Annotated in this window: 25 protein-coding genes and 4 tRNA genes; 23 read left to right on the forward strand and 6 right to left on the reverse strand. The window is 26.7% G+C overall.

The window, feature by feature from the left end; translation table 11 throughout:
- The 5 genes from gyrA (at position 1) to ACTT9R_RS04585 (ending at position 4,908) form a co-directional block, all read left to right on the forward strand.
- Positions 1-2,580 carry a DNA gyrase subunit A gene (gyrA, locus tag ACTT9R_RS04565; protein WP_440926845.1) on the forward strand — a complete coding sequence of 860 codons (2,580 nt, stop codon included), beginning with the start codon at positions 1-3 and terminating at the stop codon, positions 2,578-2,580.
- Positions 2,580-3,074: a pantetheine-phosphate adenylyltransferase gene (gene coaD / locus ACTT9R_RS04570; protein WP_440926846.1), complete on the forward strand. Its 495-nt coding sequence runs from the start codon at positions 2,580-2,582 to the stop codon at positions 3,072-3,074. Before gyrA ends, coaD begins: the two co-directional genes overlap by 1 nt.
- Complete coding sequence (locus ACTT9R_RS04575) at positions 3,067-3,627, forward strand: peptidylprolyl isomerase (RefSeq protein ID WP_440926847.1); 561 nt, start codon at positions 3,067-3,069, stop codon at positions 3,625-3,627. The genes coaD and ACTT9R_RS04575 overlap by 8 nt, the downstream gene beginning before the upstream one ends.
- Positions 3,628-3,635: 8 nt before the next feature.
- The gene (gene tgt, locus ACTT9R_RS04580) at positions 3,636-4,748 is read left to right on the forward strand and encodes a tRNA guanosine(34) transglycosylase Tgt (RefSeq protein ID WP_440926848.1); all 1,113 of its coding nucleotides are present in this window, start codon (positions 3,636-3,638) and stop codon (positions 4,746-4,748) included.
- Between the two features lie 84 nt (positions 4,749-4,832).
- Positions 4,833-4,908: transfer RNA gene (locus ACTT9R_RS04585), tRNA-Lys, on the forward strand.
- Positions 4,909-4,917: 9 nt separating this feature from the next.
- Here the strand turns inward: ACTT9R_RS04585 and ACTT9R_RS04590 are convergent.
- Positions 4,918-5,745: a M48 family metallopeptidase gene (locus ACTT9R_RS04590; RefSeq protein ID WP_440926849.1), complete on the reverse strand. Its 828-nt coding sequence runs from the start codon at positions 5,743-5,745 to the stop codon at positions 4,918-4,920.
- 117 nt (positions 5,746-5,862) lie between these two features.
- Between ACTT9R_RS04590 and ACTT9R_RS04595 the strand changes: the two genes are divergently transcribed.
- Positions 5,863-6,480, forward strand: a complete 618-nt coding sequence (locus ACTT9R_RS04595; RefSeq protein WP_440926850.1) for a DUF502 domain-containing protein — start codon at positions 5,863-5,865, stop codon at positions 6,478-6,480.
- Here the strand turns inward: ACTT9R_RS04595 and recG are convergent.
- Positions 6,477-8,528: an ATP-dependent DNA helicase RecG gene (gene recG / locus ACTT9R_RS04600; RefSeq protein WP_440926851.1), complete on the reverse strand. Its 2,052-nt coding sequence runs from the start codon at positions 8,526-8,528 to the stop codon at positions 6,477-6,479. The genes ACTT9R_RS04595 and recG overlap by 4 nt on opposite strands.
- Before the next feature lie 25 nt (positions 8,529-8,553).
- Here recG and ACTT9R_RS04605 point away from each other — a divergent pair, with 25 nt between their 5' ends.
- The gene (locus ACTT9R_RS04605; protein ID WP_440926852.1) at positions 8,554-8,817 is read left to right on the forward strand and encodes a succinate dehydrogenase assembly factor 2; all 264 of its coding nucleotides are present in this window, start codon (positions 8,554-8,556) and stop codon (positions 8,815-8,817) included.
- On the opposite strand, the gene ACTT9R_RS04610 is transcribed toward ACTT9R_RS04605, so the two are convergent.
- Positions 8,818-8,907 (reverse strand) — tRNA-Ser (locus tag ACTT9R_RS04610).
- Positions 8,908-8,993: 86 nt separating this feature from the next.
- On the opposite strand from ACTT9R_RS04610, the gene rarD reads away from it, so the two are divergent.
- Genes rarD through ACTT9R_RS04655 form a run of 9 tightly spaced genes read left to right on the forward strand, consistent with a single transcriptional unit; the run spans position 8,994 to position 17,352 of the window.
- The gene (gene rarD / locus ACTT9R_RS04615) at positions 8,994-9,872 is read left to right on the forward strand and encodes an EamA family transporter RarD (protein WP_440926853.1); all 879 of its coding nucleotides are present in this window, start codon (positions 8,994-8,996) and stop codon (positions 9,870-9,872) included.
- Entirely contained in the window at positions 9,859-10,860 is a 1,002-nt protein-coding gene (locus tag ACTT9R_RS04620; RefSeq protein WP_440926854.1) for a lytic murein transglycosylase, read from the forward strand. The genes rarD and ACTT9R_RS04620 overlap by 14 nt, the downstream gene beginning before the upstream one ends.
- The gene (locus tag ACTT9R_RS04625) at positions 10,850-11,611 is read left to right on the forward strand and encodes an SPOR domain-containing protein (RefSeq protein ID WP_440926855.1); all 762 of its coding nucleotides are present in this window, start codon (positions 10,850-10,852) and stop codon (positions 11,609-11,611) included. The genes ACTT9R_RS04620 and ACTT9R_RS04625 overlap by 11 nt, the downstream gene beginning before the upstream one ends.
- Positions 11,604-12,755: a D-alanyl-D-alanine carboxypeptidase family protein gene (locus ACTT9R_RS04630; RefSeq protein ID WP_440926856.1), complete on the forward strand. Its 1,152-nt coding sequence runs from the start codon at positions 11,604-11,606 to the stop codon at positions 12,753-12,755. The genes ACTT9R_RS04625 and ACTT9R_RS04630 overlap by 8 nt, the downstream gene beginning before the upstream one ends.
- The gene (gene tmk / locus ACTT9R_RS04635; protein ID WP_440926857.1) at positions 12,748-13,362 is read left to right on the forward strand and encodes a dTMP kinase; all 615 of its coding nucleotides are present in this window, start codon (positions 12,748-12,750) and stop codon (positions 13,360-13,362) included. The genes ACTT9R_RS04630 and tmk overlap by 8 nt, the downstream gene beginning before the upstream one ends.
- A complete protein-coding gene (locus tag ACTT9R_RS04640) occupies positions 13,359-14,288 on the forward strand; it encodes an AAA family ATPase (protein ID WP_440926858.1) in 930 nt (309 codons plus the stop codon). Before tmk ends, ACTT9R_RS04640 begins: the two co-directional genes overlap by 4 nt.
- Positions 14,281-15,822 carry a methionine--tRNA ligase gene (gene metG / locus ACTT9R_RS04645; RefSeq protein ID WP_440926859.1) on the forward strand — a complete coding sequence of 514 codons (1,542 nt, stop codon included), beginning with the start codon at positions 14,281-14,283 and terminating at the stop codon, positions 15,820-15,822. Before ACTT9R_RS04640 ends, metG begins: the two co-directional genes overlap by 8 nt.
- Entirely contained in the window at positions 15,815-16,576 is a 762-nt protein-coding gene (locus ACTT9R_RS04650) for a TatD family hydrolase (protein ID WP_440926860.1), read from the forward strand. Before metG ends, ACTT9R_RS04650 begins: the two co-directional genes overlap by 8 nt.
- A gap of 5 nt (positions 16,577-16,581) precedes the next feature.
- Complete coding sequence (locus ACTT9R_RS04655) at positions 16,582-17,352, forward strand: MBL fold metallo-hydrolase (protein ID WP_440926861.1); 771 nt, start codon at positions 16,582-16,584, stop codon at positions 17,350-17,352.
- Here the strand turns inward: ACTT9R_RS04655 and ACTT9R_RS04660 are convergent.
- Genes ACTT9R_RS04660 through ACTT9R_RS04670 form a run of 3 tightly spaced genes read right to left on the reverse strand, consistent with a single transcriptional unit; the run spans position 17,347 to position 19,577 of the window.
- Positions 17,347-17,889 (reverse strand): glutathione peroxidase, encoded by a 543-nt coding sequence (locus tag ACTT9R_RS04660; protein ID WP_440926862.1) that lies wholly within the window; start codon positions 17,887-17,889, stop codon positions 17,347-17,349. The genes ACTT9R_RS04655 and ACTT9R_RS04660 overlap by 6 nt on opposite strands.
- Complete coding sequence (gene nhaA / locus ACTT9R_RS04665; RefSeq protein WP_440926863.1) at positions 17,886-19,067, reverse strand: Na+/H+ antiporter NhaA; 1,182 nt, start codon at positions 19,065-19,067, stop codon at positions 17,886-17,888. Before nhaA ends, ACTT9R_RS04660 begins: the two co-directional genes overlap by 4 nt.
- A 6-nt stretch (positions 19,068-19,073) precedes the next feature.
- Entirely contained in the window at positions 19,074-19,577 is a 504-nt protein-coding gene (locus ACTT9R_RS04670; protein WP_440926864.1) for a zinc-ribbon domain-containing protein, read from the reverse strand.
- Positions 19,578-19,671: 94 nt separating this feature from the next.
- Between ACTT9R_RS04670 and ACTT9R_RS04675 the strand changes: the two genes are divergently transcribed.
- The 7 genes from ACTT9R_RS04675 (at position 19,672) to ACTT9R_RS04705 (ending at position 24,465) form a co-directional block, all read left to right on the forward strand.
- Positions 19,672-19,748, forward strand: a tRNA-Pro gene (locus tag ACTT9R_RS04675).
- Positions 19,749-19,754: 6 nt separating this feature from the next.
- Positions 19,755-20,036, forward strand: a complete 282-nt coding sequence (locus ACTT9R_RS04680) for an ETC complex I subunit (RefSeq protein ID WP_440926865.1) — start codon at positions 19,755-19,757, stop codon at positions 20,034-20,036.
- 3 nt (positions 20,037-20,039) lie between these two features.
- Positions 20,040-21,032 (forward strand): putative transporter, encoded by a 993-nt coding sequence (locus tag ACTT9R_RS04685; protein WP_440926866.1) that lies wholly within the window; start codon positions 20,040-20,042, stop codon positions 21,030-21,032.
- The gene (gene glpX / locus ACTT9R_RS04690) at positions 21,032-21,973 is read left to right on the forward strand and encodes a class II fructose-bisphosphatase (protein WP_440926867.1); all 942 of its coding nucleotides are present in this window, start codon (positions 21,032-21,034) and stop codon (positions 21,971-21,973) included. The genes ACTT9R_RS04685 and glpX overlap by 1 nt, the downstream gene beginning before the upstream one ends.
- Before the next feature lie 47 nt (positions 21,974-22,020).
- Positions 22,021-22,095 (forward strand) — tRNA-Glu (locus tag ACTT9R_RS04695).
- 6 nt (positions 22,096-22,101) lie between these two features.
- On the forward strand, positions 22,102-22,356 hold the full coding sequence (locus tag ACTT9R_RS04700; protein ID WP_440926868.1) for a GIY-YIG nuclease family protein: 255 nt from the start codon (positions 22,102-22,104) through the stop codon (positions 22,354-22,356).
- A 3-nt stretch (positions 22,357-22,359) separates the two neighbouring features.
- Positions 22,360-24,465, forward strand: coding sequence for a glycosyltransferase (locus ACTT9R_RS04705; protein WP_440926869.1), 2,106 nt, complete (start codon positions 22,360-22,362; stop codon positions 24,463-24,465).
- Positions 24,466-24,545: the final 80 nt, after the last annotated feature.

Raw genomic sequence — 24,545 nt, forward strand, 5'->3', positions numbered from 1 at the left:
ATGAAAAATACTGAAGAGTTTAAAGATAAAAATATAAAATTAATCTCAATGCATGATGAGATGAGCTCATCATATCTTTCTTATGCAATGAGTGTAATTGTAAGTCGTGCACTTCCTGATGTAAGAGACGGTTTAAAACCTGTTCATAGAAGAATTTTATATGCAATGTACAAAGGCGGATATGATTGGTCTAAACAATTTAGAAAATCTGCAAGAATAGTTGGAGATGTTATTGGTAAATACCATCCTCATGGTGATCAATCTGTTTATGATGCTTTAGTTAGAATGGTCCAAGACTTCTCAATGAGCTTACCGTTAATTCAAGGTCAAGGAAATTTTGGTTCTATAGATGGCGATCCTGCTGCTGCAATGAGATATACAGAAACTCGTTTGTCTAAAGTTTCTCAATATTTAATTGATGACATTGAAAAAAACACAATTACATTCAAAAGCAATTATGATGAAACTGAGAAAGAACCTAGTGTTTTACCAGCACAGTTTCCAAATTTATTAGTAAATGGAGCTGGTGGTATCGCTGTTGGTATGGCAACAAGTATACCTCCACATAATTTAGGTGAAATTATAGATGGTACCTTAGCCTTAATAGATAATAAAGATATTAAAATTAAAGAATTGATGAAACATATACCTGGTCCAGATTTTCCAACTGGTGGTGTAATTATAGGTAAGGATATAATTAAACAAGGGTATAACAATGGTAGAGGGTCCTTTAAGATAAGAGGTGAAATTTCAATTGAGCAACAAAAAAACGGACGTGAAAGACTGGTAATAACCTCAATACCGTACCAAGTTAACAAATCTGTTTTAAACGAAAGGATTGCTCAGTTAGTAAGAGAAAAAAAGATAGAAGGTATAAGAGATATTCGAGACGAATCAAACAGAGAAGGCATTAGAGTAGCTATAGATTTAAGAAACGGTGTAGAACCAGAAACTATAAAGAGACAATTATATAAAAACACTCAAATAGAAAGTTCGTTTGGTTTTAATACTTTGGCTATTGTTGAGGGAAAACCTCAAACTTGTACTTTAAAAGATTTTTTATCTAATTTTTTAACTTTTAGAGAAGATGTAGTTATTAAGAAAACTAAATTTGATCTTCAAAAAGCAGAGGAACGTGCTCATATACTAATAGGATTATCAGTTTCAGTTGAAAATCTAGATAAAATAATAAAAATTATTCGATCATCTAAAACACCTGATGATGCTAAAATATCAATTTTAAAAACTAAATGGAAAATAAACAAATCTCAAAAATTAATTTCTTTAGTTGAGGGAAAAAAAGGTAAAAACCTCTACTCTTTATCTGAACCACAAGTTTTAGCTATTTTAGAATTAAGACTTCAAAAATTAACTGCATTAGGGATAAATGAAATCGAAGTTGAAATTAAAAAATTAGCCGAACTAATAACTAAATATAAAAAGATTATTTCATCAAAAAAAGAACTTTTAAAAGTAATCAGTGAAGAGCTAAAAAATATTAAAGAGAAATTTGCTGTACCAAGAAGAACTAAAATTATAGATGCTGTTTTAAATTACGATATTGAAGAAACTATCCAAAAACAATCTGTAATAATTACAGTTACTTTACAAGGATACATAAAAAGGGGTTCCTTAGATGGAGTAAAAAAACAAAAAAGAGGTGGTAAGGGAAAATCAGGCATAACAACTAGAGATCAAGACTCAGTTGTTCAAACACTATCTGTGAATACTCATACATCAGTGCTCTTCTTTTCTACCGAGGGTTTAGTTTACAAGATCAAGGCATGGAAAATCCCAGAGGGGTCATCTTCATCAAAAGGAAAATCTTTATTTAATATTTTACCTTTGAAGAGTCATCAAGCAATAAGCTCAATTATGCCAATGCCTGATGCAGAAACAGACCTAAAAAATTATCAAATAATTTTTGCTACAGCACAGGGAAAAGTAAGAAAAAATAGTTTAGAAGATTTTTCATCAATTAATGCATCTGGAAAAATTGCAATGAAATTAGATAACAATGATAAAATTGTAGGTGTTAAAATTTGTAAAGATGATCAAGATGTAATTTTAAGCACAAAATTTGGTAAATGTATTAGATTTGAAGCAAAGAAACTAAGAGTTTTTAAAGGCAGATCTTCTAAAGGAATTAAAGGAATAGAGTTAGCATCAAATGATCAAATAGTATCTTTATCAGTTATTGATAACGATAAAATTAATAAAAATGGAAAAAAAACAAACGATGAAAAATCTGAATTAAAAGCAAGAGAGAAATTTGTTTTATCAATAAGCGAGAATGGTTATGGTAAAAAGACCTCACACACAGATTACAGAGTTACTAACAGAGGTGGAAAGGGCATTATAGGAATAGTAAATTCACCAAGAAATGGGAATATTACATCATCCTTTCCTGTATTTGAAGGTGATGAAATATTGATTTCTACCAACAAAGGTAGGGTTATAAGAGTTGCAGTTAAAGAAATTAGAACTGCAGGCAGAAATACCCAAGGTGTTAGGATAATTAAGTTATCAGGTGAAGAAAAAGTTGTTTCGGCAATTAAAATTGATGATAATTTAATTTAATGAGTAAAATAGCAATTTATCCCGGAACATTTGATCCAATTACTTTTGGACATATAGATGTAATAAAAAAATCATTAAAATTATTTGATAAGATAGTAGTAGGTGTTTCAGATGAAAGTAATAAAGATTATTTGTTTAGTTCTGAGGAAAGAATAGAAATAGTGAATAGAGCTTTATTTAAAGATCTAAAGTTAAATAGAAAAAAAATAAAAGTTGTTTCTTTTGGATCTTTAACAACTGATTTGTGTAAAAAATATAAATCAAACATAATTTTAAGAGGATTAAGAGCTGTATCTGATTTTGAGTACGAATTTCAATTAGCTGGTATGAATAGAAAATTGAATCAAAATATAGAAACAATTTTTTTAATGTCTGATGTAGAAAATCAAATCATTTCATCAAGATTTGTTAAAGATATTGTTAAATTAAAAGGTGATATAAAAAAATTTACTACAAAAAGCACAATTAAATCATTAAAAGATAAATATGAGTAAAATTTTTATTAAAATACTTATTTTGTTTTTTTTAATTACTAATCAATCAATAGCTGAGGAGAATATAATGATATTAAAATTAAAAGATGGTGATGTTAAAATTGAATTATTCGAAGATGTTGCCCCAAATCATGTAAAAAGAATTAAAGAATTAGCGAATAGTGGTAAATACGATAACGTTGTTTTTCACAGAGTTATAGATGGTTTCATGGCTCAAACAGGAGATGTAAAATTTGGTAATTCAGAATCTAAAGATTTTGATCTCAGAAGAGCAGGCATGGGAGGTTCTGACTTCCCAGATTTAAAGCAAGAATTTAATAGTTTACCGCATGATAGAGGAACTTTATCAATGGCAAGAGCTCAAGATCCTGATAGTGCAAACAGTCAATTCTTTATTTGTTTTCAGCCAGCTCCTTTTTTAGATCGACAATATACAGTTTTTGGAAAAGTAATAGAAGGAATGGAATTTGTTGATAAAATCAAAAGAGGTGACCAAAACAATAATGGTGCTGTTACTGATCCAGATAAAATTATTAGTTTCAAATCTCAATAATTTTTTTAATGGCATTAAAAAAATTTGCCTTTAACATTTTAAAAAAAGATAAATTTGCTAGGTGTGGTTTAATAGAGACTCATCGTGGAAATATACACACCCCAGCATTTATGCCTGTTGGAACACAAGCTACAGTAAAAGCTTGTACAATAGACGATATAAAAAAAACTGGATCAGAAATAATACTTTCAAACACATATCATTTAATGATACGACCAGGTGTTGAAAGAATTAAATCTGCTGGTGGACTCCATGAATTCATGAATTGTGATTTACCTATTTTAACTGACTCTGGTGGATTTCAAGTTATGTCTTTGTCAAAATTAAATAAAATTGATAGAGAGAAGGGCGCTATATTTAACTCTCATGTTGATGGAAAAAAATTTTACTTAAGTCCCGAAGAGAGTATACGAATTCAGTTGGGTTTAAATTCTGATATTGTGATGATTATGGATGAGTGCCCAAAAAAAACTAATGATTATAATGTAATAAAAAAATCTATGGATTTATCACTTTATTGGGCAGAAAGATCTAAAGTTGCATTTGGAAATAATCCACATAAAGCTTTATTTGGTATAGTCCAAGGAGGTCTTTTTAAAGATTTAAGATTAAAGTCTCTTCAAGAGTTAATTAAAATTGGTTTTGATGGATATGCTCTCGGAGGATTAGCTGTAGGAGAAACTCAAAATGAAATGTTTAACGTTTTAAATGATATTAAGGAAAACTTACCTGTTGAAAAACCACACTATTTAATGGGTGTTGGAACACCATCAGATATTTTGGGTGCTGTAAAAAGAGGTATAGATATGTTTGACTGTGTATTGCCAACTAGATCTGGCAGAACTGGTTTGGCTTTTACATGGCAGGGAAGAATCAATATTAAAAATAAAAAATATCAAAATGACAACACGCCACTTGATCCAAATTGTAAAAATCTTAATTTAAACAAATATTCAAAAAACTATTTAAATCACTTATTTAACACAAATGAAATTCTTGCCTCAATGTTACTGACGCTAAATAATATTAATTTTTATCAAGAATTAATGGCCTCAATTAGAAAAAATATTAATGAAGGCACTTTTGATCAATTTCACGATAAATACATTGATAAGTTGTAGAAGCTTTATAGATTTGGTTAAAATTGTCATTTGAAAAAAAATAATAATTCTGTATATAACAATTATTCAATTTGAATAATTTGGGGGCCCTTAGCTCAGTTGGTAGAGCAATTCCCTTTTAAGGAATGGGTCGATGGTTCGAGTCCATCAGGGCTCACCACTAATTCAATTAACTTACATTAATTGGTGGATAATCTAAAATAACCTCATTCATCCATTCATTGAGTTGCTTTATTCTTGTGTCTGATGAAGGGTGTGTGCTCATAAATTGAGGAGGCTCTTTACCTTTGTTAAATTCTTTCATTCTTTCCCAAATTTTAACTGTTTCTCTAATATCATAACCAGATAAAGATGAAAAAATCATACCTAAATAATCAGCTTCGCTTTCTTGTTTCCTATTGAAGGGATTCATTATTCCTAATTGTGCCAACATACCCACAGTATCCATTCCTGTTGTTCTATTAATATCAGATAAAATACCTCCACTAGCTATATCTATAATTCTAGCCCCTGTATTTAATAAAACACCTCTGCTAGCTCTCTCAACTGAATGTTTTGCTACTGCATGAGCAACCTCATGACCCATTACAGCAGCTAATCCATTTTGATTTTTTGTAACATCTAATATACCTGTGTAGACTGCTATTTTACCACCTGGCATACACCATGCATTTCTTACTTTTTTATTATCAATTAAAATATATTCCCAGTCAAAATTTACTGTTGGGTCTTCTAAATTAGATTTATAAAAATATTCACTAATCGAATCTTCCATTCTTTTTCCAATTTCTTTTATTTCATTTAATGTTTTTAAATCATCGCTCATTTTTTCTTTTTCTTTAACTTTTTCATAAATTTGAGCTGCCTGTGCATTTAATTTAGCCTCAGGTATAATTTTTAATTGTTTTCGATCAGTTATTGGAGCAGTTGAACAAGAGTTCAAAAGTATACTTCCACATCCACAACCTATATATCTCAAAAATTTTCTTCTATCCATATCTACCTAAAATTGATAATAGTATTTTAACATGAATCTTAATAACAAAATTTTAATTGTATTATTTATCATTGCAATTGTTTTTGTTGTATACGCTAGTTATAGTTAATTTTAAATATGGCAAAAAAGGGCTCAAAAAAATCTTTTTCATTAACATTAAGAAATTATTTTATTACCGGTGTTGTTGTTTTAATACCAATTGGTTTTACACTTTATTTAACTAAAATTTTAATAGGTATTTCTTCAAATTTAATTCCTAAAAATATTAATCCAAATAGTTATTTGCCATTTAATATTCCTGGTGTTGAAATTATTATTTCAATATTATTAATAACCATTGTTGGTGGACTTTCATTATCATTTTTTGGAAGACGAATTCTTAAACTGATAGATGATTTATTCAAAAGAATTCCATTTTTAAGAACAGTTTATTCTGCGATTGTTCAAATGACAGAAACTTTTTCAAAAAAAGATGATGGAAAAAAAAGTGTAGTTTTAGTTGAATATCCGAGAAAAGGAGTTTGGGCTGTTGGTTTTGCAACGAAAGAAAACAAAGGGGAAATGGCTCAAAAAACTGGTAAGAATTTAATTAATGTTTTTGTGCCAACAACACCAAATCCAACTAGTGGTTTTTTATTAATGTTTCCTATGGAAGATGTTATTTACTTGAATATGTCATTTGAGGAGGCATCTAAGTTTATAGTTTCAGCAGGAACCTCTACCAAAAAAACTTAAGCAATATCATTTATTATATCAGCTCTATCGTACAATTTAATCAAAGGTTTAAATTTACTTATATCTTCATTTGATTTTTCTATTCTTCTCATTTCTTTTTCAGCTAATAAGAAAAGATCACTATTTTGAATTGGATCTGCTAACTTAAAATTTTTTATACCACTTTGTTTAAATCCCAAAATATCTCCAAACCCTCGTAATTTCATATCTTCTTCAGATATTAAAAAACCATCATTAGTGTTTTTTAAAATTTTTATTCTTTTTTTTGCGTTTTCACTTAGATTTGATTTAAACATTAATATACATGTAGAGTCTTTATCCCCACGACCAACTCTACCTCTTAGTTGATGAAGTTGAGATAAACCAAATTTGTTTGCATTTTCAATTATAATCGTATTTGCATTTGGAAAATCTATACCAACCTCAATAATCGTGGTTGAAACCAATATCTTAAATTTATTATTTAAAAAATTATTTAATATTTCATTTTTTTCATCTACATCAGTTTTTCCATGAAGTAAACTTACTTGATTTGGAAACTTGCTTTCTAAATATTCATATTTTTTGACAGCTGATGAATGATCCAATTTTTTAGATTCCTCAATTAATGGACAAACCCAAAAAATTTGATTTCCATTATTAATTTCTTTGTTTATAAATTTTAAAACATCTTCAATTTTAATCTCTAATTTACTATACGTTTTAATTGGTTTTCTATTTTTAGGTTTTTCTCTAATTATTGAAATATCCATATCACCATAAATTGTCATTGTTAGAGTTCTAGGTATAGGTGTTGCTGTCATTAATAATACGTCACAATTTGGTCCACCTTTGTCTGACAATCTTTTTCTTTGATTCACTCCAAATTTATGTTGTTCATCTATAATTATTAATCCTAATTTTTTGAAAGTTACTTTTTTTTGAAAAATAGCGTGTGTGCCAAAAATAATATCAATTTTATTATTTTCTAATCTTTGAAGTATTTCTTTTTTTACTTTGTATTCTGATTTTCCATAAATAAGAGCTATATTTATATTTTTAGGAAATAATTTTTTTGCTAGATTAAAATGTTGTCTTGCTAGAATTTCCGTAGGAGCCATAAAAGCAACCTGGAAACCAGAATTTATAGTATTAATTGCTGCTATAAGAGAAACTATTGTTTTTCCACTACCAACGTCTCCTTGTAAAAGTCTAAACATTTTATTTGGTGAACTTAAGTCTTCGTTTATCTCGTTAAGTGATTTTTGTTGATCATCTGTAAGAGAGAAATATAACTTATTAATGATAGAGTTTTGTTTATATAAATTAATAACTTTATTTTTTTTTTTTATTTTTTTTATTTTTTTTCTTATTTCTGAATTAACTAGAAATGTTGAAAATATTTCATCAAAAGCAAGTCTTTGATAGAAATTTGATTTATAATTTCCAATATTTTCAGGTTTGTGCAGTTCTTTAATTGAGCTATTCCAACTTATGTTTTTAAATTTAGATATAATACTTTTAGAGTGCCATTCATTAAAAACTGGCAAATTATTGATTATTTGATTTAAGATTTTATTATATATTTTTTCAGAAATACCTTCAGTTAATGAGTATTTATTATGAGTTTGCTTGATTAAAGAAGAATCCTCAGAAACATATTTTGGATTTGTAATTTGATATTTATTCCTAAAATGTCCTATTTTACCACTAACAGTAATTTCTTTTCCTAATGGAAGTATTTTTTTTATGTATCCTTCATAACTATTAAAAAAAACACAATCTATTTCACCAGTTTCATCACTGCATAAAACTCTATTTGGTAATTTTCTTATACGAGGGAAGTTATACTTTTGAGGAATTATAGTTACTGTTTGTATTTCACCAATTTTTAAATCTTTTATTTTTGATGACAAGCTTCTATCTGTATAAGATTTTGGAAGTTTCCATAGTAAATCAAATAAATTATTAATATTTTTCTTTTTTAATAAATTTTTTGTTTTAGTTCCTACACCTTTTAAAGAACTTAAATCTGACAATAAATATTCATAATTTGTTTTGTTATTCATAAACTACTAATATATTCTAATTATTATGATCAACATAGATGAATTAAAAAAAAAAATTATTTACCGATCTAACTATAGAGGCACAAAAGAAATGGATAATATTTTGGGTGCATTTACAAAAAAATATATAAATGATTTAAATGAAAATGATCTTCTTGATTTAGAAAAACTACTGAAAATAGATGACTCAAATTTATATAATTTTTACAATGGTTTTAAAACTGATTTTGAATTTGAAAAGAATAATATCAATTTCTTATATAAAAATTTTAACTATAAACAAAAATAATGGCGGAGAGACTGGGATTCGAACCCAGGAAAGAGTTGCCCCTTTGCCGGTTTTCAAGACCGGTGCTTTCAACCGCTCAGCCATCTCTCCGTGAGCAAGGTTTTATAATTATAATTATTTAATTCAACCATAAAATAGTCTAATAAACTTATTAATTACATGCATCATGCATTTCTATGAATAAAGAATTTAACAAAGGCTTATTACTTGCTGGGTTTGGATCTTTTTGGTGGGGTTTTTTTGGTGTAATTTATTTTAAATATATTGCTTATATTGGGCATATTGAATTAGTAGTTCATAGATGTTTATGGACAGCGTTTACTTTAATTCTGACTACTTTTTTTTTCTCTAAATGGAATATTTTTTTTCAAATTGTAAAAAATAAATCAAATATATTTTATTTATTTATCTCAGGTTTTTTGATTTTTATAAATTGGAGTGTGTGGATATATGCTATAGCAACAAATAGGATTATAGACGCAAGTTTTGGATATTTTATTATGCCCATTTTAAGCGTAATGCTTGGTTATCTTTTTTTTAAAGAGAAACTTAATAAAAAAAGAGTCTTTTCAATTCTGTTAGTTATTCTATCTATCCTTTTTTTAATAATTGTAAGTATTAAATCATTACCTTGGGTTGGTTTAATTGTTGCTATAAGTTGGGGGTTTTACAATCTAGTTAGAAAAAAAATTAATGTTGATACTGATGTAGGCCTTCTTATAGAGAGTTTATTTATATTACCATTTGCACTGTTGGCTTTTTATTTGATAGCAAGTAAAGGATATAATGATTTTCAATTATCTGATCCATCGATGATGCTATTTATTTATCTTGCTGGACCTATGACCGTAATACCTTTATTTTTATACGTTAGAGGAGTCGAACTCTGTGGTTTAGGACCAACTGGCATGATATTTTATATAACTCCTACTTTTCAGTTTTTATTAGGTTACTTTTATTACAACGAGCCTTTTTCAATAACAAAATTAGTTAGTTTTATTTTTATTTGGATTGCTGTAATTATATATTTAAAGGATTTGCATGAAACTAATTAATTTTTTTTTATTTTTTATTTTTATTTCTATTAATTTATCATTTGCTGATATCAATAAAGAATTTGAAAATTGGAAATTAAATTTTAAAAAAATAGCTTTAGAAAACAATATTTCAGAAAAAACTTTTGATAGAGTTATGTCCGATACTAAATTTTTATCAGATGTAATAAAATATGACAGGTATCAACCTGAATTTTATGAGGATACTAAAACTTATATTTCAAAAAGAACATCTTCAAAAAAAGTCTCATTAGGAAAAAAATTCTATGAAAAAAATTCAACGTTAATAAATAATGTTGAAAACAAATTTAATATAGAGAGAGAGTTACTATTAGCCCTAATGGGAATAGAAACTAATTTTGGAACATATGTTGGTAAAATGGATATTTTATCCTCTTTGGCAACTTTGAGTTTTGATAAAAGAAGATCGGAATTTTTCACAAATGAATTATTAACACTTTTACGATTAATTGAAAATGAACAAATAGATTACAAAACATTATATGGGTCTTGGGCAGGTGCTTTTGGTTTTTTTCAATTTATGCCATCAACAATGAAAAATTATGCAATTGATCATGATGGCAACGGATACATAGATTTAAAAAATAATAATGATGCGTATGCTTCGGCATCAAACTATTTAAATCAAATAGGTTGGAAAAGTGAAAATCCTTGTTTTTATAGAATTGATTTATCAGAGAATATACCAAGTAAATATTTAAATATTTCTGCAAAAAAACTTCATGATAAAAAAAAATTAAAATATTTTAGACAATTTATTAAAAATAATGATCAAATAGATAACAAGTACAATGCTTTAAAGGTAGCCATTATAACTCCCGATAAAGATATCATACCTGATGCCGAAACTTTGAATCCAGCTTATATCGTATTTGATAACTATGAGATAATATTAAAATGGAATAGATCATTGCGATTTGCTTTAGCTGTTTGTACATTAAAGGATAAATTTGAAAATGAACTTTAAAAAAGTTATATTAATTATTGCTATACTTTTTTTATCTGCATGTAATCAATTTGATCAAAATAATAAAAACTTAGTTTATATTAGTGATCAAAAGTATAGTAATACTGGATTTGCTTTAATTTATGATGATGAATTAAAAAAAGAAAAAAAAATATCTAAAAAAATTGATAATAGATCTCTTTTAATTTTTCACAATAAAATTAAAAAAAATTCATTTGTTAAAATTACAAATCCTATTAATGATAAATCCATTATAGCAGAAGTAATCTCTAATAACGTTAAATTCTCTACTTTTTATAACTCTGTAATTACGCAACGAATTGCTGAGGAGTTATCACTTGACCCTAAAGAACCTTATATCGATCTTGTTTTAATTTCAAAAAGTTCAACATTTGTAGCCAAAAAGGCAAAGACTTTTGATGAAGAGAAAAGTGTAGCTGAAAAAGCTCCTGTTGACGGAATTACCATAGATAATCTGGGTAAAGAAAAAACTAAAGAAGTCAAAATAAAAAAACATAAATTTTTATATTCAATAAAGATTGCAGATTTTTATTACAGAGACTCAGCGGAAAACATGGTTAATAGAATAAAAGATGAGACAAATATAAAAAGATCTGTGATTAAGAAATTATCTAAAACTAAATATAGGGTATTATTGGGTCCATTTAGTGATATAAAAAAACTAGAAAAATCATTTAACGAAATAAAAGTATTAAATTTTGAAAATGTAGAGATATTAAAAGATGTTTAGAATATTATTAATTGTAATTTTTTTTAGTTTTTCATTAGTAAGTGTTTCAAAAGCTAATTTTGATGTAAAGGCAAGAACTGCAATATTACAAGATTATCATTCTGGAGAAATTCTCTATGAAAAAGAACCAGATATTTCAATTTATCCTGCTTCTATGACAAAAATAATGACAGCAATTATTGCTTTTGATTTAATAAAATCAGGTGATCTTAGTTTAAACGAAAAATTTATAATATCTGAGAGAGCTTGGAGATTATCTACATCTGGGTATTCATCGATGTTTATAATGGTTGGTGATCAGGTCTCTGTAGAAAATTTATTGAGAGGTATTATTGTTGCTTCCGGTAATGATGCATGTATTGCATTAGCTGAAGGTATAGCAGGTACTGAAGAAGAATTTGCAATTTTAATGACTGCTAAAGCAAAAGAATTAGGGATGGATAATACAAATTTTTCTAATTCATCAGGAATAAATGACCCCGACAATTACTCAACTGTTAGAGATATTTTAAAAATGTCTAGATATTTAATAAAAGAACATCCAGAATTTTACAAAATGTTTGCAGAAAAAGAATTTACGTGGGATAGAACAGGGGGCGATCCAATAACACAAGGAAATAGAAATCCATTGCTTTATAAAAATCTTGGAGCTGATGGAATAAAAACTGGTTATTTAGCTGTTGAAAAATATTCTTTAGCATCATCAATAGATAGAAATGGCAGAAGATTGATTGCTGTAGGAAGCGGTTTTAATTCAAAAAATGCTAGATCTAAAGAGAGCACAAAATTACTTACATTTGGTCTTACCAACTATGATCTTGTAGAAATAGCTAAAGCTAATAAACCATTACACAAAATTGATGTTTGGTTAGGAAAAGAGAATAGTGTGGAAGCATATACAAAGGAAGATATTTATAAAACAATCAAAAAGGCGAAAAAAAAACTTTTAAAAATTGTTGTTAAGTATGATGGACCAGTTGAAGCACCAATTGAAAAAGATCAAAAAATAGCCACACTCAGAGTTGTTTATGATCAAGAACTTGTTGGTGAGTATGATTTACTTTCATCGAAAGAAATTAAAAAAGTTAATTTTTTTACAAGATTAATAAAATCAATAAATTATTTAATTTGGGGTGATGTCTAAAAAACCCATCATTGTTTTTGAGGGTATAGAGGGCAGTGGTAAAAGTTACCATATAAATAAAGTATCTAAATATTTAGATAAAAAGAAAATTAAATATATAAAGATAAGAGAACCAGGTGGTAGTTTAAATTCTGAAAAAATAAGGAGATTAATTTTAAATAAAAAATCTAATTTTAACATGTATACTGATTTACTTTTATATTTAGCAGCGCGTAGTGAAAATATAAATCTTATAAAAAAATCATACAAAAAAAAAATTATTTTGATTGATAGATTTACAGACTCAACTATTGCATATCAGCATTTTGGCATGGGTGTTGATTTAAACATTATAAATATCATAAATAAATTTCTATTAAAAAATATTAAAGTAAACTTTACTTTTCTCAATGTTGTAAATAAAAAAAATCTATTTCAAAGATTGAAAAATAGAAAATCTCTCAATCGATATGATCAGTTTGATATGAATTTTTATAATAAAGTTCAAAAAGGTTTTTTGAAATTAGCTAAATCGAATAAAAAATCATACAAAGTAATTGATTCTAATTTAGATATAAAAATAAATGAAGATTTAATAATAAATCAAATTAAAAAATTAGTTAAATGAATTTAAATCCCATAACTCAAATAAATTTATTTGAGCACAAAGAAATTTTTAATCAATTATATAAATTATCTAAAAACGATACTTTGCCTAATAAAATTCTGTTATCCGGTGAAAAAGGTATTGGAAAATCAACATTAGCATATCATTTAATTAATCTTGTATTATCGGAAAATGAAGATCATCCATACGACTATGAAAATAATAAAATTAATCCAGATAATAAGTCATACAAACTTATACTAAGTAAATCTAATCCAAATTTTTACTTAATTGATGTCTTAGAGGAAAAAAAAAATATTGATATAAATCAAATTAGGGAATTGATAATAAATCTTAATAAATCCTCATTTAATAATAAAAAGAGATTTGTTTTAATTGATAATATTGAATTATTAAACCTAAATTCAATTAATGCTTTGTTAAAAATTTTAGAAGAACCTAGTGAAAATATAAATTTTGTTTTAATAAATAATAATAAAAGAGTGCTACCAACTCTTAAATCTAGATGTTTAAATTTCAAAGTTTTTTTAACTAAAGATCAGTCTATTAGAATTGTTAATCAATTATTAAACGATGACATAAATACTATTATCAATAACAAGTTATTTGATTATTATGTAACTCCTGGAAAATTATTTAAATTAATTAAGTTATCTGAGGAATATGACTTAGATCTTGTTAATTTTGATTTAAACACAACCCTAACAACCATGATTAAAAATAAAATTTATAAAAAAGATAAATCAATTATTGAAATCATTTATTCTTTTATTGAACTTTATTTTAGAAACAATATATCTAGCAAAAATATTAATTTACTAAAGTCATACCATTATTTTTTAGAAAAAATTAATAAAACTAGAATTTATAATTTAGATGAGGAAACATTGTTTATGGAATTTGAGGATAAAATACTAAATGAATAAAACTTATTATATTACTACGCCTATTTACTACCCGTCGGCTAAGCCTCATATGGGTCATGCTTATTCAAGTATTATCGCAGATTTTTTTGCAAGATTTAAAATAATTGATGATTATCAAGTTCATTTTCTTACTGGTACAGACGAACATGGATTAAAAATTCAAAGATCTGCAGAAAAAGCAGGGAAGGAGCCTTTAGCGTTTTGTGATCAAATTAGTCAAACCTTTAGGGATCTTTCAGATACTTTGAATTTATCTAATACTGATTTTATAAGAACTACAGAAGCTAGACATAAAAAAACAGTTCAACATCTTTGGAATGAACTTGAAAAAAATGATGATATATACTTATCAAACTATTCTGGATGGTATTCAGTATCAGATGAAGCCTTTTATAACGAAGATGAAATTGAGGAATTAGATGGAAAAAAAATTGCTATATCATCAAAATCTCCTGTTGAATGGATTGAGGAAGAATCTTATTTTTTTAGACTTTCAAAGTGGGAAAAACCTTTATTAGAATATTATGAAGCTAATCCGGATTTTATTGCTCCACAATCTAGGAAAAATGAAGTTATTAGTTTTGTAAAAAGTGGTCTTAAAGATCTTTCTGTTAGTAGAAAAAGTTTTTCATGGGGCATAGCTGTTCCAAACAATAAAAACCACGTGATATATGTTTGGCTCGATGCTTTAACAAATTATCTGAGCGCATTAAACTATCCTAATACGAATGATGATTTGTTTAAAAAATTTTGGCCAGCCTCAATACATTTAATTGGAAAAGATATACTTAGATTCCATGCTGTTTATTGGCCTGCCTTTTTATTAGCAGCAAAAATTGATTTACCAAAGAGAGTTTATGGGCATGGATGGATATTATCAGGAGAAGAAAAAATGTCTAAATCTAAAGGAAATATTCTTGATCCAATTGAAATAATTAAAGAGTATGGTCTAGATCCTTTAAGATACTACTTAATCAAAGAAGTTTCTTTTGGAAATGATGGAAATATATCTCAAGAAAGACTAGAAGATTGTATTAATAGTGATCTAGCTAATAATTTTGGAAATTTATGTCAGCGCGTTACTGCTTTTGCAATAAAAAATTGTAATGGAAAAATTCCATTAGAAGTAAAATTTCATGATGAAGATTTATTAATACTAAATAAGTATTGTGATAATTTAGATAATATTAGGTCGCAAATTGACAGTCAAAATATTAATTTTTACATTGATTATATTGTAAATTCACTTTTTGAAGCTAACAAATATTTTAATGATCAAGAACCATGGAAAAAGAAAGATGATATAATTAGATTAAATACTATTGTTTACACTACTTTAGAAATTGTAAGAAAAATAAGTTTTTTACTATATCCAATTATTCCTGAATCTTCTTTAAAGGCGTTAAAGATCTTTGATATTGAAGAAAAAAATATAAAATTAGACTCAGTTTTAAATAATGAGTATTTAATAAAAGGAAATAATATAAATAAAATAGACATACTTTTTAAAAAAATAGAGAAAAACAATGATTGACTCACACTGTCATCTAGATCATGAACCATTATTAAGTGATTTAGCTAATGTAATACAAAGATCAAAAGAAGTTGGTATAGAAAAATTACTTACTATCTCAACTTCGTTTGAAAGTTTTTCTAGAGTAAAAGATTTAATAAATAAAGATGAAATGATCTATGGTACTATTGGCATTCATCCTCATGAAAGCTCCACAGATATTATCACTTCAAAGCAGATCATAGAAAGTCTCAATGAAAACTCAAAAATCATTGGTATTGGAGAAACTGGATTAGATTTTTACTATAATAATAGTGAAAAAGACAAGCAGATAGCAAGTTTTAAAGAACATATAGATGCATCTATAAAAACCAACATTCCATTAATTGTTCATTCAAGAGATGCAGAAAAAGAAACTTTTGAGATTTTAAATGAATATAAAAATGAAAACCTTAAAATTTTGATGCATTGTTTTACTGGGTCTAAAGAATTTTCAGAAAAACTAATGACTTTAAATTCATTCTTTTCAGCAAGTGGCATCATTACTTTTAAAAACTCTTGGGATTTACAAGATACGTTCAAATCTATTCCAATGGATAATATCTTAATTGAGACAGATAGTCCCTTTTTAGCACCCGTACCTAAAAGAGGAAAAAAAAATGAACCATCATTTATTGATTTTACTGCTGCAAAATTAGCTGAAATTAAAAATATATCCAAAGAATATCTTATCAAAAAAACTACAGATAACTTTAATAAACTATTTTTTAATTGATATTAATGCAATTTATTATTTTAGGCTGTGGTAGTTCAATGGGTGTACCAAGACCGGATGGTTTTTTTGGAAACTGTGATCCTGAAAATAAAAAAAATTATAGAACAAGATGTTCAGCTTTAATAAAAACTACAGATGAAAATATCCTCATAGATACATCTCCTGATCTACGTCAACAACTTTTAAGACATAAAATAAAAAAAATTAATAAAGTGTTATATTCTCATATGCATGGTGATCAAACCCATGGAATAAATGATCTGAGATCTTTTTATATAAACAGCAGAAAACAGCTTAATGTTTACGCTGATAAATATACTTCTAAATACCTTAATTCTACATTTTCTTATATTTTTAAAAGTTATTCAAAAGAATATCCTGCAACTCTTATACTCAATAAACTACCAAAAAAAATATTTACAAAAAATAATAATAAAAAGATTGGTATTCAATCAGTTATGGTTGAACATGGTAAGGTTAAATCAAATTGCTTTATAATTGATAAAAAATTAGCGTATATAAGTGATGTAAGTAAAATTTATAACAAAGATCATAAATATTTTAAAAATCTAAAATATTTAGTCATTGATTGCTTGTGGTACAATTTTCATCCTTCCCACTTTAATTTAGAGTCTTCACTAGCTATAATTAAAAAATTTAAACCTAAAAAAGCTATTCTTACAAACTTATCACCAGTATTAGATTATAAGGTGCTCAAAAAAATGCTTCCTAAAAATATTATTCCAGCACATGATGGATTAACTATAAACTTATAAGATATTTTCTATAGCTTTAATTATTTTTTTTGACATTGGTTTTGTCATCGATGCAAAAGTATCTTCTATTTTGCCTTCTTTATTAATTAGAATTTTATGAAAATTCCATTTAGGAACAGCGGATTTTCCATGATTTTCTTTTGCCCATTTAAAAATTTCATGTGAATTTTTGCCTTTTACATCAGTAATAGTTGTAAGAGGAAAGTTAATATTAAAATTTACTTCACAAAACTCTTTTACATCTGCATCATTACTTTTTTCTTGATTAAATGAATTAGATGGTACACCAAGAACAATTAAACCTTTTTCTTTATATAAATCCCACAATTCCTGTAATTCATCATATTGTTTGGTAAACCCGCAATAACTTGCTGTATTCACAACTAAAATAACTTTATTTTTGTAATCTTTAAAATTAATTGTCTCACCAGTTATACTTTCTATGCTGAAGTCATAAATTTTTTTTTCATAGTTTGCACTAGCTGAAGTTTTAAAAAAAAACATAATTATAGATAACAGAAATATTACTTTTCTCATTTACTCGGTTTATTGGGAGTAAGTAATATCAAAAAATAACCAAATAAAGTGGATAACAATGACCCGGTTAATACACCTATTTTTACACCATCCATATATTGCATGTTTTCAACAAAAGCTAAATTTCCAACAAATAAACTCATGGTGAATCCAATCCCAGTAAGTACCCCTACACCATAAAAATTATACCAACTTGTATCATTTGGCATTTGAGCCACCTTCAATTTTATAGATATGTAAGAAAACACAAAAACACCTAGTTGTTTACCAAGGAATAATCCTAGCACAATGCCTAATGGAACTTTATCCAATAATGAAGCAAATGATAAACCATCTAAAGATACTCCAGCATTTGCAAATGCAAATAAAGGCATTATCCCAAAAGCAACATACGGACTAATTGCATGTTCTATTTTAATCAATAAAGAAAAATCTTTTTCTTTTTTTCTATGAGGAATTGTCATGGCTAACAGAACTCCCGCAATAGTAGCGTGTATTCCTGAGTTATGTGTAAAATCCCAAAGAAAAAGTCCAACAACTAAATAAGGTAGAAACTTTTTAATATTAAATTTGTTAATTAATAACAAAACAATAAAAGCCAACAACATTAGAGTTAAGTACTTAATACTCAAATCTCCAGAGTAAAATAGGGCAATAATTACTATGGCTCCTAAATCATCAATTATAGCTAATGCAGTTAAGAATACTTTTAAAGATAAAGGAACTCTTTTACCTAATAAAGATAAAACTCCTAAAGAAAAAGCTATATCAGTAGCTGATGGAATTGCCCACCCATTTAATGTTTCACTATCACCATAATTTATAAAAACATAAAATAATGCAGGAATTAACATTCCTCCTACAGCAGCTATTATTGGTAACAAAGCTTGCTTTATATTTGAAAGTTCTCCTTGTAAAAATTCTCTTTTAATTTCTAAAGTTACAAAAAAAAAGAAAATTGCCATTAAGGCATCATTGATCCAATGTAATACTGATAATTTTAATCCAAAATTATTTATACCTATAAATAAATATTTGTTTAGAGTGTCAAAATATAAATCTGCTAGTCCAGAATTGCTTATAAATAATGCAATTATTGCAGCAAACAATAATACCAATCCACTTGCTGCTTCTAATTTAAAAAACCATCTAAAAGGCTTAGATATATAATTAATCATAAAAAATTAAGTTAGGTCTATAATAAATAGTTTTATATCTTGCAATGTTTCAAAAAGGTTAAATAAAACAATTTCTAATCCAGGAAACACATTAATTAGTGGAGTTTTTAGAGTATCTAGCAAGATAATTAATGCTATAAAAGATATAATAAATACCATTAAATATGAAAAAAACTTACTTCCTTTATTTTCTGTTTTTTTAAGTGTAGTAGTTTTTTTTTGTTTTTCTGAATTTTTTTCTCTTTTTTTATTATTAATTTCAGTTTTAATTATTTCTTCTGGTTGTTGTTTCTCTTCTATTTTATCCTCTTTATTTTCATTTTCAGCTTTTGTTTCAATGTCTTCACTGATAATTTCCTGTTTCAGCTCTAGTACTTCATTATTTTTTTCTTGGGCATTATAAAACCAAATATGATTACATGATCCACATTGCAAATCTCTACCTTCATCTGGTATTAAAGAATTATCAATTTTGAATTGCTTGTTACAATTTGGACAAGTAATTATCATGCTTCGTTATACACCAGATTTTAACCAAATTTCTTTTAATTTTGGCTTCTTTATACATTGAAATTATCAATAACTGCTGTATTAGTACTCGGATCGGAGTGTAGCGCAGCCTGGTAGCGCATCTGGTTTGGGACCAGAGGGTCGCAGGTTCGAATCCTGCCACTCCGACCATCTATTATGAAAAAAGCTATTATTTATATTCCTAATAAAAATCCAATGCAATCAGGCTTAGCTAAAAACAATAAATGGATATTGGAGTATAAAACTGAAGATCCTACAAAGAATCCTTTGATGGGTTGGGAAAGTTCTTCTGATACTTATACAGAGCTAAAGTTAGAGTTTTCATCTAAAGAACTTGCAATTAATTATGCAAAAAAAAAGAAAATTGATTTTGAATTAATTGAACCAAGAAAAAGAAAAACGGTAAAAAAATCTTACGCTGATAATTTTCTTAAATAAAAAATGTTTAGATTTTTCACAGAAAAGAATTGGTTTTATTGGTCTTGGATAGGTTCCTTTATTATTCTTTCATCACTTTGGGTTCAAGTTGAAATAGATGTCAAAATAAATGAGTGGTTTGGTGTGTTTTATGACATGATTCAGAAAGCTCTTGCAGAACCAAATGCAGTTTCTATTGAAGAATATTTTGCAAGCTTATTTTCATTTATTACCTTGGCAGCAATGTATATTGCTGTTTATGTAGCTATTAGTTTCTTTACAGCTCATTATTTATTTAGATGGAGAACATCGATGGTAGAGTGGTATCACTCTGTATATGACAAAGCACGTAAAATTGAGGGTGCATCACAGAGGGTTCAAGAAGATACAATTAAATTTACAAGAATAATGGAGGGGTTAGGCACAAGTTTAATAGAGTCTATAATGATTTTGATACAATTTATTCCTATATTATTTGGTTTAAGTGTGGGGATCCCAATTTTCTTTTTTGGAGAATGGGAATATGGACTAATAGTTGGAGCATTGATTTGGACTATTGGGGGAACTGTTTTTTTAATTGTTCTTGGCTTAATATTAAGGCTAGTTGGTATCGAATATGATTTACAAAAACAAGAAGCTGCATACAGAAAAATTTTAGTTATTGCTGAGGATGATGGAAATGTGAGACCAAAAACAATAGATGAATTATTTGATGATGTTCGTAAAATACATTTTTTAAGTTATTTAAGATATCTATATTTTAATATTGGGCGAATTGCTTATTTACAAGCAAATGTTTTATCTGCATATGTTTTTTTAGCTCCAGCTATAGTTGCGGGTGTTGTTACTTTAGGTGTTATGCAACAAATTATTAGAGCATTTGGAAGAGTTGAGGGATCTATGCAATATTTATTAAAAGCTTGGCCAACCATAATAGAACTTGCTAGTGTTTACAAACGTTTAAGAGAGTTTGAGTCTAAAATAAATCAAGAAGATTTAGTTGATGAAAAAATTTAATGGCAATTGATAAAAATTTAATTGATCAATTTATTAAAGTTACCACAAAAGCAGCTTTATCTTCTTCATATTTAGTTGGTAAAAAAGATAAAATTGCAGCTGATAAAGCTGCAGTAGACTCCATGAGATCAGAGTTAAATAAAATGAACATTCGGGGAGAAATAGTTATAGGTGAGGGAGAATTAGATGAAGCACCTATGCTTTATATTGGTGAGAAAGTTGGCAATAAAAAAGGACCTGAACTAGACATAGCTGTTGATCCTTTGGAAGGCACAAATTTTGCTGCAAATAATCTTCCAGGCGCACTATCAGTAATTGCTATTTCAGAAAAAAATAATTTATTAAATGCACCAGAGACTTACATGGAGAAAATTACAACTAGAGTAACAGAAAAAAATGTAATTGATTTAGACTATTCAGTCAAAAAAAATATAAGTAATTTAAGTGACTATTTAAATAAAAATCCTGAAAATATTACCGCATGCATACTTGATAGACCCAGACATATTAAAATAATTGATGAGCTAAAAAAATTAAAAGTTAAATTAAAATTAATTTCAGATGGTGATGTATCTGGTGCTTTATTAGTTACAGATAATAGGCACAATGTTGATATATTTTTAGGAATTGGAGGCGGGCCAGAAGGTGTATTAGCTGCTTCGGCTTTAGATTCTTTTGGTTGTAGTTTTCAAGGAAGATTTTTATTTGAAACTGATGAAGATAAGTTTAGAGCAAAAAAAATGGGTATAAATGACCTAAAAAAAAAATATGAATTAAATGAAATAGTTTCTGGTGATTCTATTTTCTGTGCAACTGGTATTACTTCTGGTGACCTGGTTTCAGGAATAAAAATTCAAGGTAATGAATTTATTTCAGAGACTTTAGTGACACATAAATCATCTGGGCTAAAAAAAGTCATAAAACAGAAACAAAATATATAATGATAAGCTTGATTAATTATTGATTTTACAATAAAAAGCAGCAATTCGGTCCCTTCGTCTATCGGTTAGGACACGTGGTTTTCATCCTCGAAAGAGGGGTTCGATTCCCCTAGGGACCGCCATAAAATATGTACCATTACGTATATATCCTTAAAACTTTAGATGGATATTTAAATAAAACATATGTTGGTTATTCAATAGACGTTAATTCGAGATTAAAAAAACACAACTCCTCTAAAGGAGCAAAGGCTACCAGAGGTTATAAATGGAAAATAATTTATAAAAAAAGGTTTTTGTCTAAATCTGAAGCTCTATCCTTTGAATATTTACTTAAAAAGGATAGAAAAAAAAGATCATCCATATTAAAAAGAATAAAAAAATAGTATATGAAAATAGCAACAATACTTCCTTACAAAGAAAATTACACTATATCTAAAGCGCAAGCAGCAGCAATATGGGTTTGTGATTTTTTTAAACATTCAAAATATCAAAATACAAATTTTATATTTGGGAACACAAATACAACAGATTTCTTAACTAAAAATTATCAAAATATAAGTATAAGTAATCTAAAATCAAAACTATCAAGTACTACTAAAGAATATTGTAGAAATATAATTTCTAAAATCAAAAATGAAAGTTTCGATATTATAGAAATTCATAATAGACCTTTAATTTTTAATTATTTAAAAAAAGAAGTTAATTCTAAATATATTTTGTATTTTCATAATGATCCACTATCTATGAACGGATCAAAGAGTGCAGGTGAAAGATTAAATTTACTCATCAATTTAGATAAAATTATTTTTGTAAGTAAATGGGTTCAAGATAGATTTTTTATAGATTTAGATAAAAAGCTTTCTGATAAAACTGAAATTGTTTATCCAAGTATTCATAAAAAAAATAAAATTAGCAAAAAAGATAAAAAAATTACATTTGTAGGAAAATTAAATACTTCAAAAGGTTATGATATTTACAAAGATGCAATAACTAAAATATTAGATGAATTTAAAGACTGGAAAGCATATTCAATTGGTGATGAAGATAGAAAAAGACCCTTTATTGATCATAAAAATCATCAAGAATTAGGTTTTCTTAAACATAAAGAAGTTTTAAATTTTTTAAACAAATCAGAAATAGCAGTTGTTCCATCAAGATGGGAAGAGCCTTTTGGAAGAACAGCACTTGAGTCCTCCTCAAGGGCATGCGCAACTATTATATCAAATAGAGGTGGATTGCCTGAAACGACAGATCACTGTATTATTTTAAAAAAATTAAATGCAAAAGAATTATATAAAGAAATTAAAAAATTAATTGTAAACATTAAATTAAGAAAAAAAATTCAAAAAGATGGTTTTAAAAACATTAAACATTTAGTTAAAAATAATTCTGAATTTATAGATAGAATTCGAGATAGTCTAACACAAAATTTTAGTCTAAATTATTTAAGAAATAAATTAAGAATAATAAATATTTATAATACGGGACAAAAAAATTTTCATAGACTTTATAATATATCCTTGGGAAAGAAATTTACTAATGGCTTTATCAGAAACGGTCATGATGTTTTAGAAATTAGTGATAGAGATTTTATAAGACAAAATAGAAATATATTTCAAGTTAAGAATATTAATAGATTTCAAGATTATTTGGTTAAAACTTCAAAAAATTATAATCCAGATTTAATTTTTTTTGGTCATACACAAAATATATCTAAAGAAACTATCAAAGAGTTTAAAAATTTAAGTGACAATCTAATTATTTCTCAATGGAATGAAGATCCAGTTATGAAAAGTTTAAGTTATTCAAGAAAAAATATTCAAAATATTACAAATTATTCAAATATAGTTGATCATAATTTTATAACTACTCATCCAAGTGTATTAAAAAATCAAAATATAAATATTAAAAATCTGCATTTTTTATTTATACCTGTAGATAAAAACATTGAATGTTTTAATGTTTCAAAAAATCGTCCAATAAAAGATCTTTTTTACGCAATGAGCCATGGTGTAAATAGGGCTACTCTTAAAAAAGGTAAAGATGACTCTAGAATTCATTTTTTAAATAGTCTTATAAAAAAATTAGAAAATATAGATTATGATTTTTATGGTTTTCAAAATAAAGAGCCAATATGGGGTAATGATTTTTATCAGGCATTAATTAATTCAAAAATGGGTTTAAATTTAAGCAGAGGATTGCCAACTAAACATTATTCAAGCAATAGAATAGCATCTTTAATGGGAAATGGGTTGCTTACATTTGTAGATAAAAAAACTCAACTAAACGATATGTTCAGTAAAAATGAAATTGTTATGTATGAAAATATTAAAGATTTAACAAATAAAATCAATTTCTATAAAAAAAATGACCATTTAAGATCTAAAATAGCAGCAGCAGGTCGAAAAAAATATTTTAAATTATTTAATGAACTTAGGACAACTAAATACATTATAGATAAATCTTTAGGAAAAGATACTGATTTATATTGATTAAAATTTTAACTTGCATATGAAACTTGATGAAAAATTAAAAAATAAATATTTATTAGCAAAAGGGTTAAATTTTTTTA

The organism is Candidatus Pelagibacter sp., from assembly GCF_052049835.1.
In the GTDB taxonomy this organism is placed as follows: Bacteria; Pseudomonadota; Alphaproteobacteria; order Pelagibacterales; family Pelagibacteraceae; genus Pelagibacter.

What these genes read in the sequence shown, in the direction of transcription:
- gyrA (WP_440926845.1), top strand. Translation starts at nt 1, where the DNA reads ATGAAAAATACTGAAGAGTTTAAAGATAAAAATATAAAATTAATCTCA.
- coaD (WP_440926846.1), top strand. Translation starts at nt 2,580, where the DNA reads ATGAGTAAAATAGCAATTTATCCCGGAACATTTGATCCAATTACTTTT.
- ACTT9R_RS04575 (WP_440926847.1), top strand. Translation starts at nt 3,067, where the DNA reads ATGAGTAAAATTTTTATTAAAATACTTATTTTGTTTTTTTTAATTACT.
- tgt (WP_440926848.1), top strand. Translation starts at nt 3,636, where the DNA reads ATGGCATTAAAAAAATTTGCCTTTAACATTTTAAAAAAAGATAAATTT.
- ACTT9R_RS04590 (WP_440926849.1), bottom strand. Translation starts at nt 5,745, where the DNA reads ATGGATAGAAGAAAATTTTTGAGATATATAGGTTGTGGATGTGGAAGT.
- ACTT9R_RS04595 (WP_440926850.1), top strand. Translation starts at nt 5,863, where the DNA reads ATGGCAAAAAAGGGCTCAAAAAAATCTTTTTCATTAACATTAAGAAAT.
- recG (WP_440926851.1), bottom strand. Translation starts at nt 8,528, where the DNA reads ATGAATAACAAAACAAATTATGAATATTTATTGTCAGATTTAAGTTCT.
- ACTT9R_RS04605 (WP_440926852.1), top strand. Translation starts at nt 8,554, where the DNA reads ATGATCAACATAGATGAATTAAAAAAAAAAATTATTTACCGATCTAAC.
- rarD (WP_440926853.1), top strand. Translation starts at nt 8,994, where the DNA reads ATGAATAAAGAATTTAACAAAGGCTTATTACTTGCTGGGTTTGGATCT.
- ACTT9R_RS04620 (WP_440926854.1), top strand. Translation starts at nt 9,859, where the DNA reads ATGAAACTAATTAATTTTTTTTTATTTTTTATTTTTATTTCTATTAAT.
- ACTT9R_RS04625 (WP_440926855.1), top strand. Translation starts at nt 10,850, where the DNA reads ATGAACTTTAAAAAAGTTATATTAATTATTGCTATACTTTTTTTATCT.
- ACTT9R_RS04630 (WP_440926856.1), top strand. Translation starts at nt 11,604, where the DNA reads ATGTTTAGAATATTATTAATTGTAATTTTTTTTAGTTTTTCATTAGTA.
- tmk (WP_440926857.1), top strand. Translation starts at nt 12,748, where the DNA reads ATGTCTAAAAAACCCATCATTGTTTTTGAGGGTATAGAGGGCAGTGGT.
- ACTT9R_RS04640 (WP_440926858.1), top strand. Translation starts at nt 13,359, where the DNA reads ATGAATTTAAATCCCATAACTCAAATAAATTTATTTGAGCACAAAGAA.
- metG (WP_440926859.1), top strand. Translation starts at nt 14,281, where the DNA reads ATGAATAAAACTTATTATATTACTACGCCTATTTACTACCCGTCGGCT.
- ACTT9R_RS04650 (WP_440926860.1), top strand. Translation starts at nt 15,815, where the DNA reads ATGATTGACTCACACTGTCATCTAGATCATGAACCATTATTAAGTGAT.
- ACTT9R_RS04655 (WP_440926861.1), top strand. Translation starts at nt 16,582, where the DNA reads ATGCAATTTATTATTTTAGGCTGTGGTAGTTCAATGGGTGTACCAAGA.
- ACTT9R_RS04660 (WP_440926862.1), bottom strand. Translation starts at nt 17,889, where the DNA reads ATGAGAAAAGTAATATTTCTGTTATCTATAATTATGTTTTTTTTTAAA.
- nhaA (WP_440926863.1), bottom strand. Translation starts at nt 19,067, where the DNA reads ATGATTAATTATATATCTAAGCCTTTTAGATGGTTTTTTAAATTAGAA.
- ACTT9R_RS04670 (WP_440926864.1), bottom strand. Translation starts at nt 19,577, where the DNA reads ATGATAATTACTTGTCCAAATTGTAACAAGCAATTCAAAATTGATAAT.
- ACTT9R_RS04680 (WP_440926865.1), top strand. Translation starts at nt 19,755, where the DNA reads ATGAAAAAAGCTATTATTTATATTCCTAATAAAAATCCAATGCAATCA.
- ACTT9R_RS04685 (WP_440926866.1), top strand. Translation starts at nt 20,040, where the DNA reads ATGTTTAGATTTTTCACAGAAAAGAATTGGTTTTATTGGTCTTGGATA.
- glpX (WP_440926867.1), top strand. Translation starts at nt 21,032, where the DNA reads ATGGCAATTGATAAAAATTTAATTGATCAATTTATTAAAGTTACCACA.
- ACTT9R_RS04700 (WP_440926868.1), top strand. Translation starts at nt 22,102, where the DNA reads ATGTACCATTACGTATATATCCTTAAAACTTTAGATGGATATTTAAAT.
- ACTT9R_RS04705 (WP_440926869.1), top strand. Translation starts at nt 22,360, where the DNA reads ATGAAAATAGCAACAATACTTCCTTACAAAGAAAATTACACTATATCT.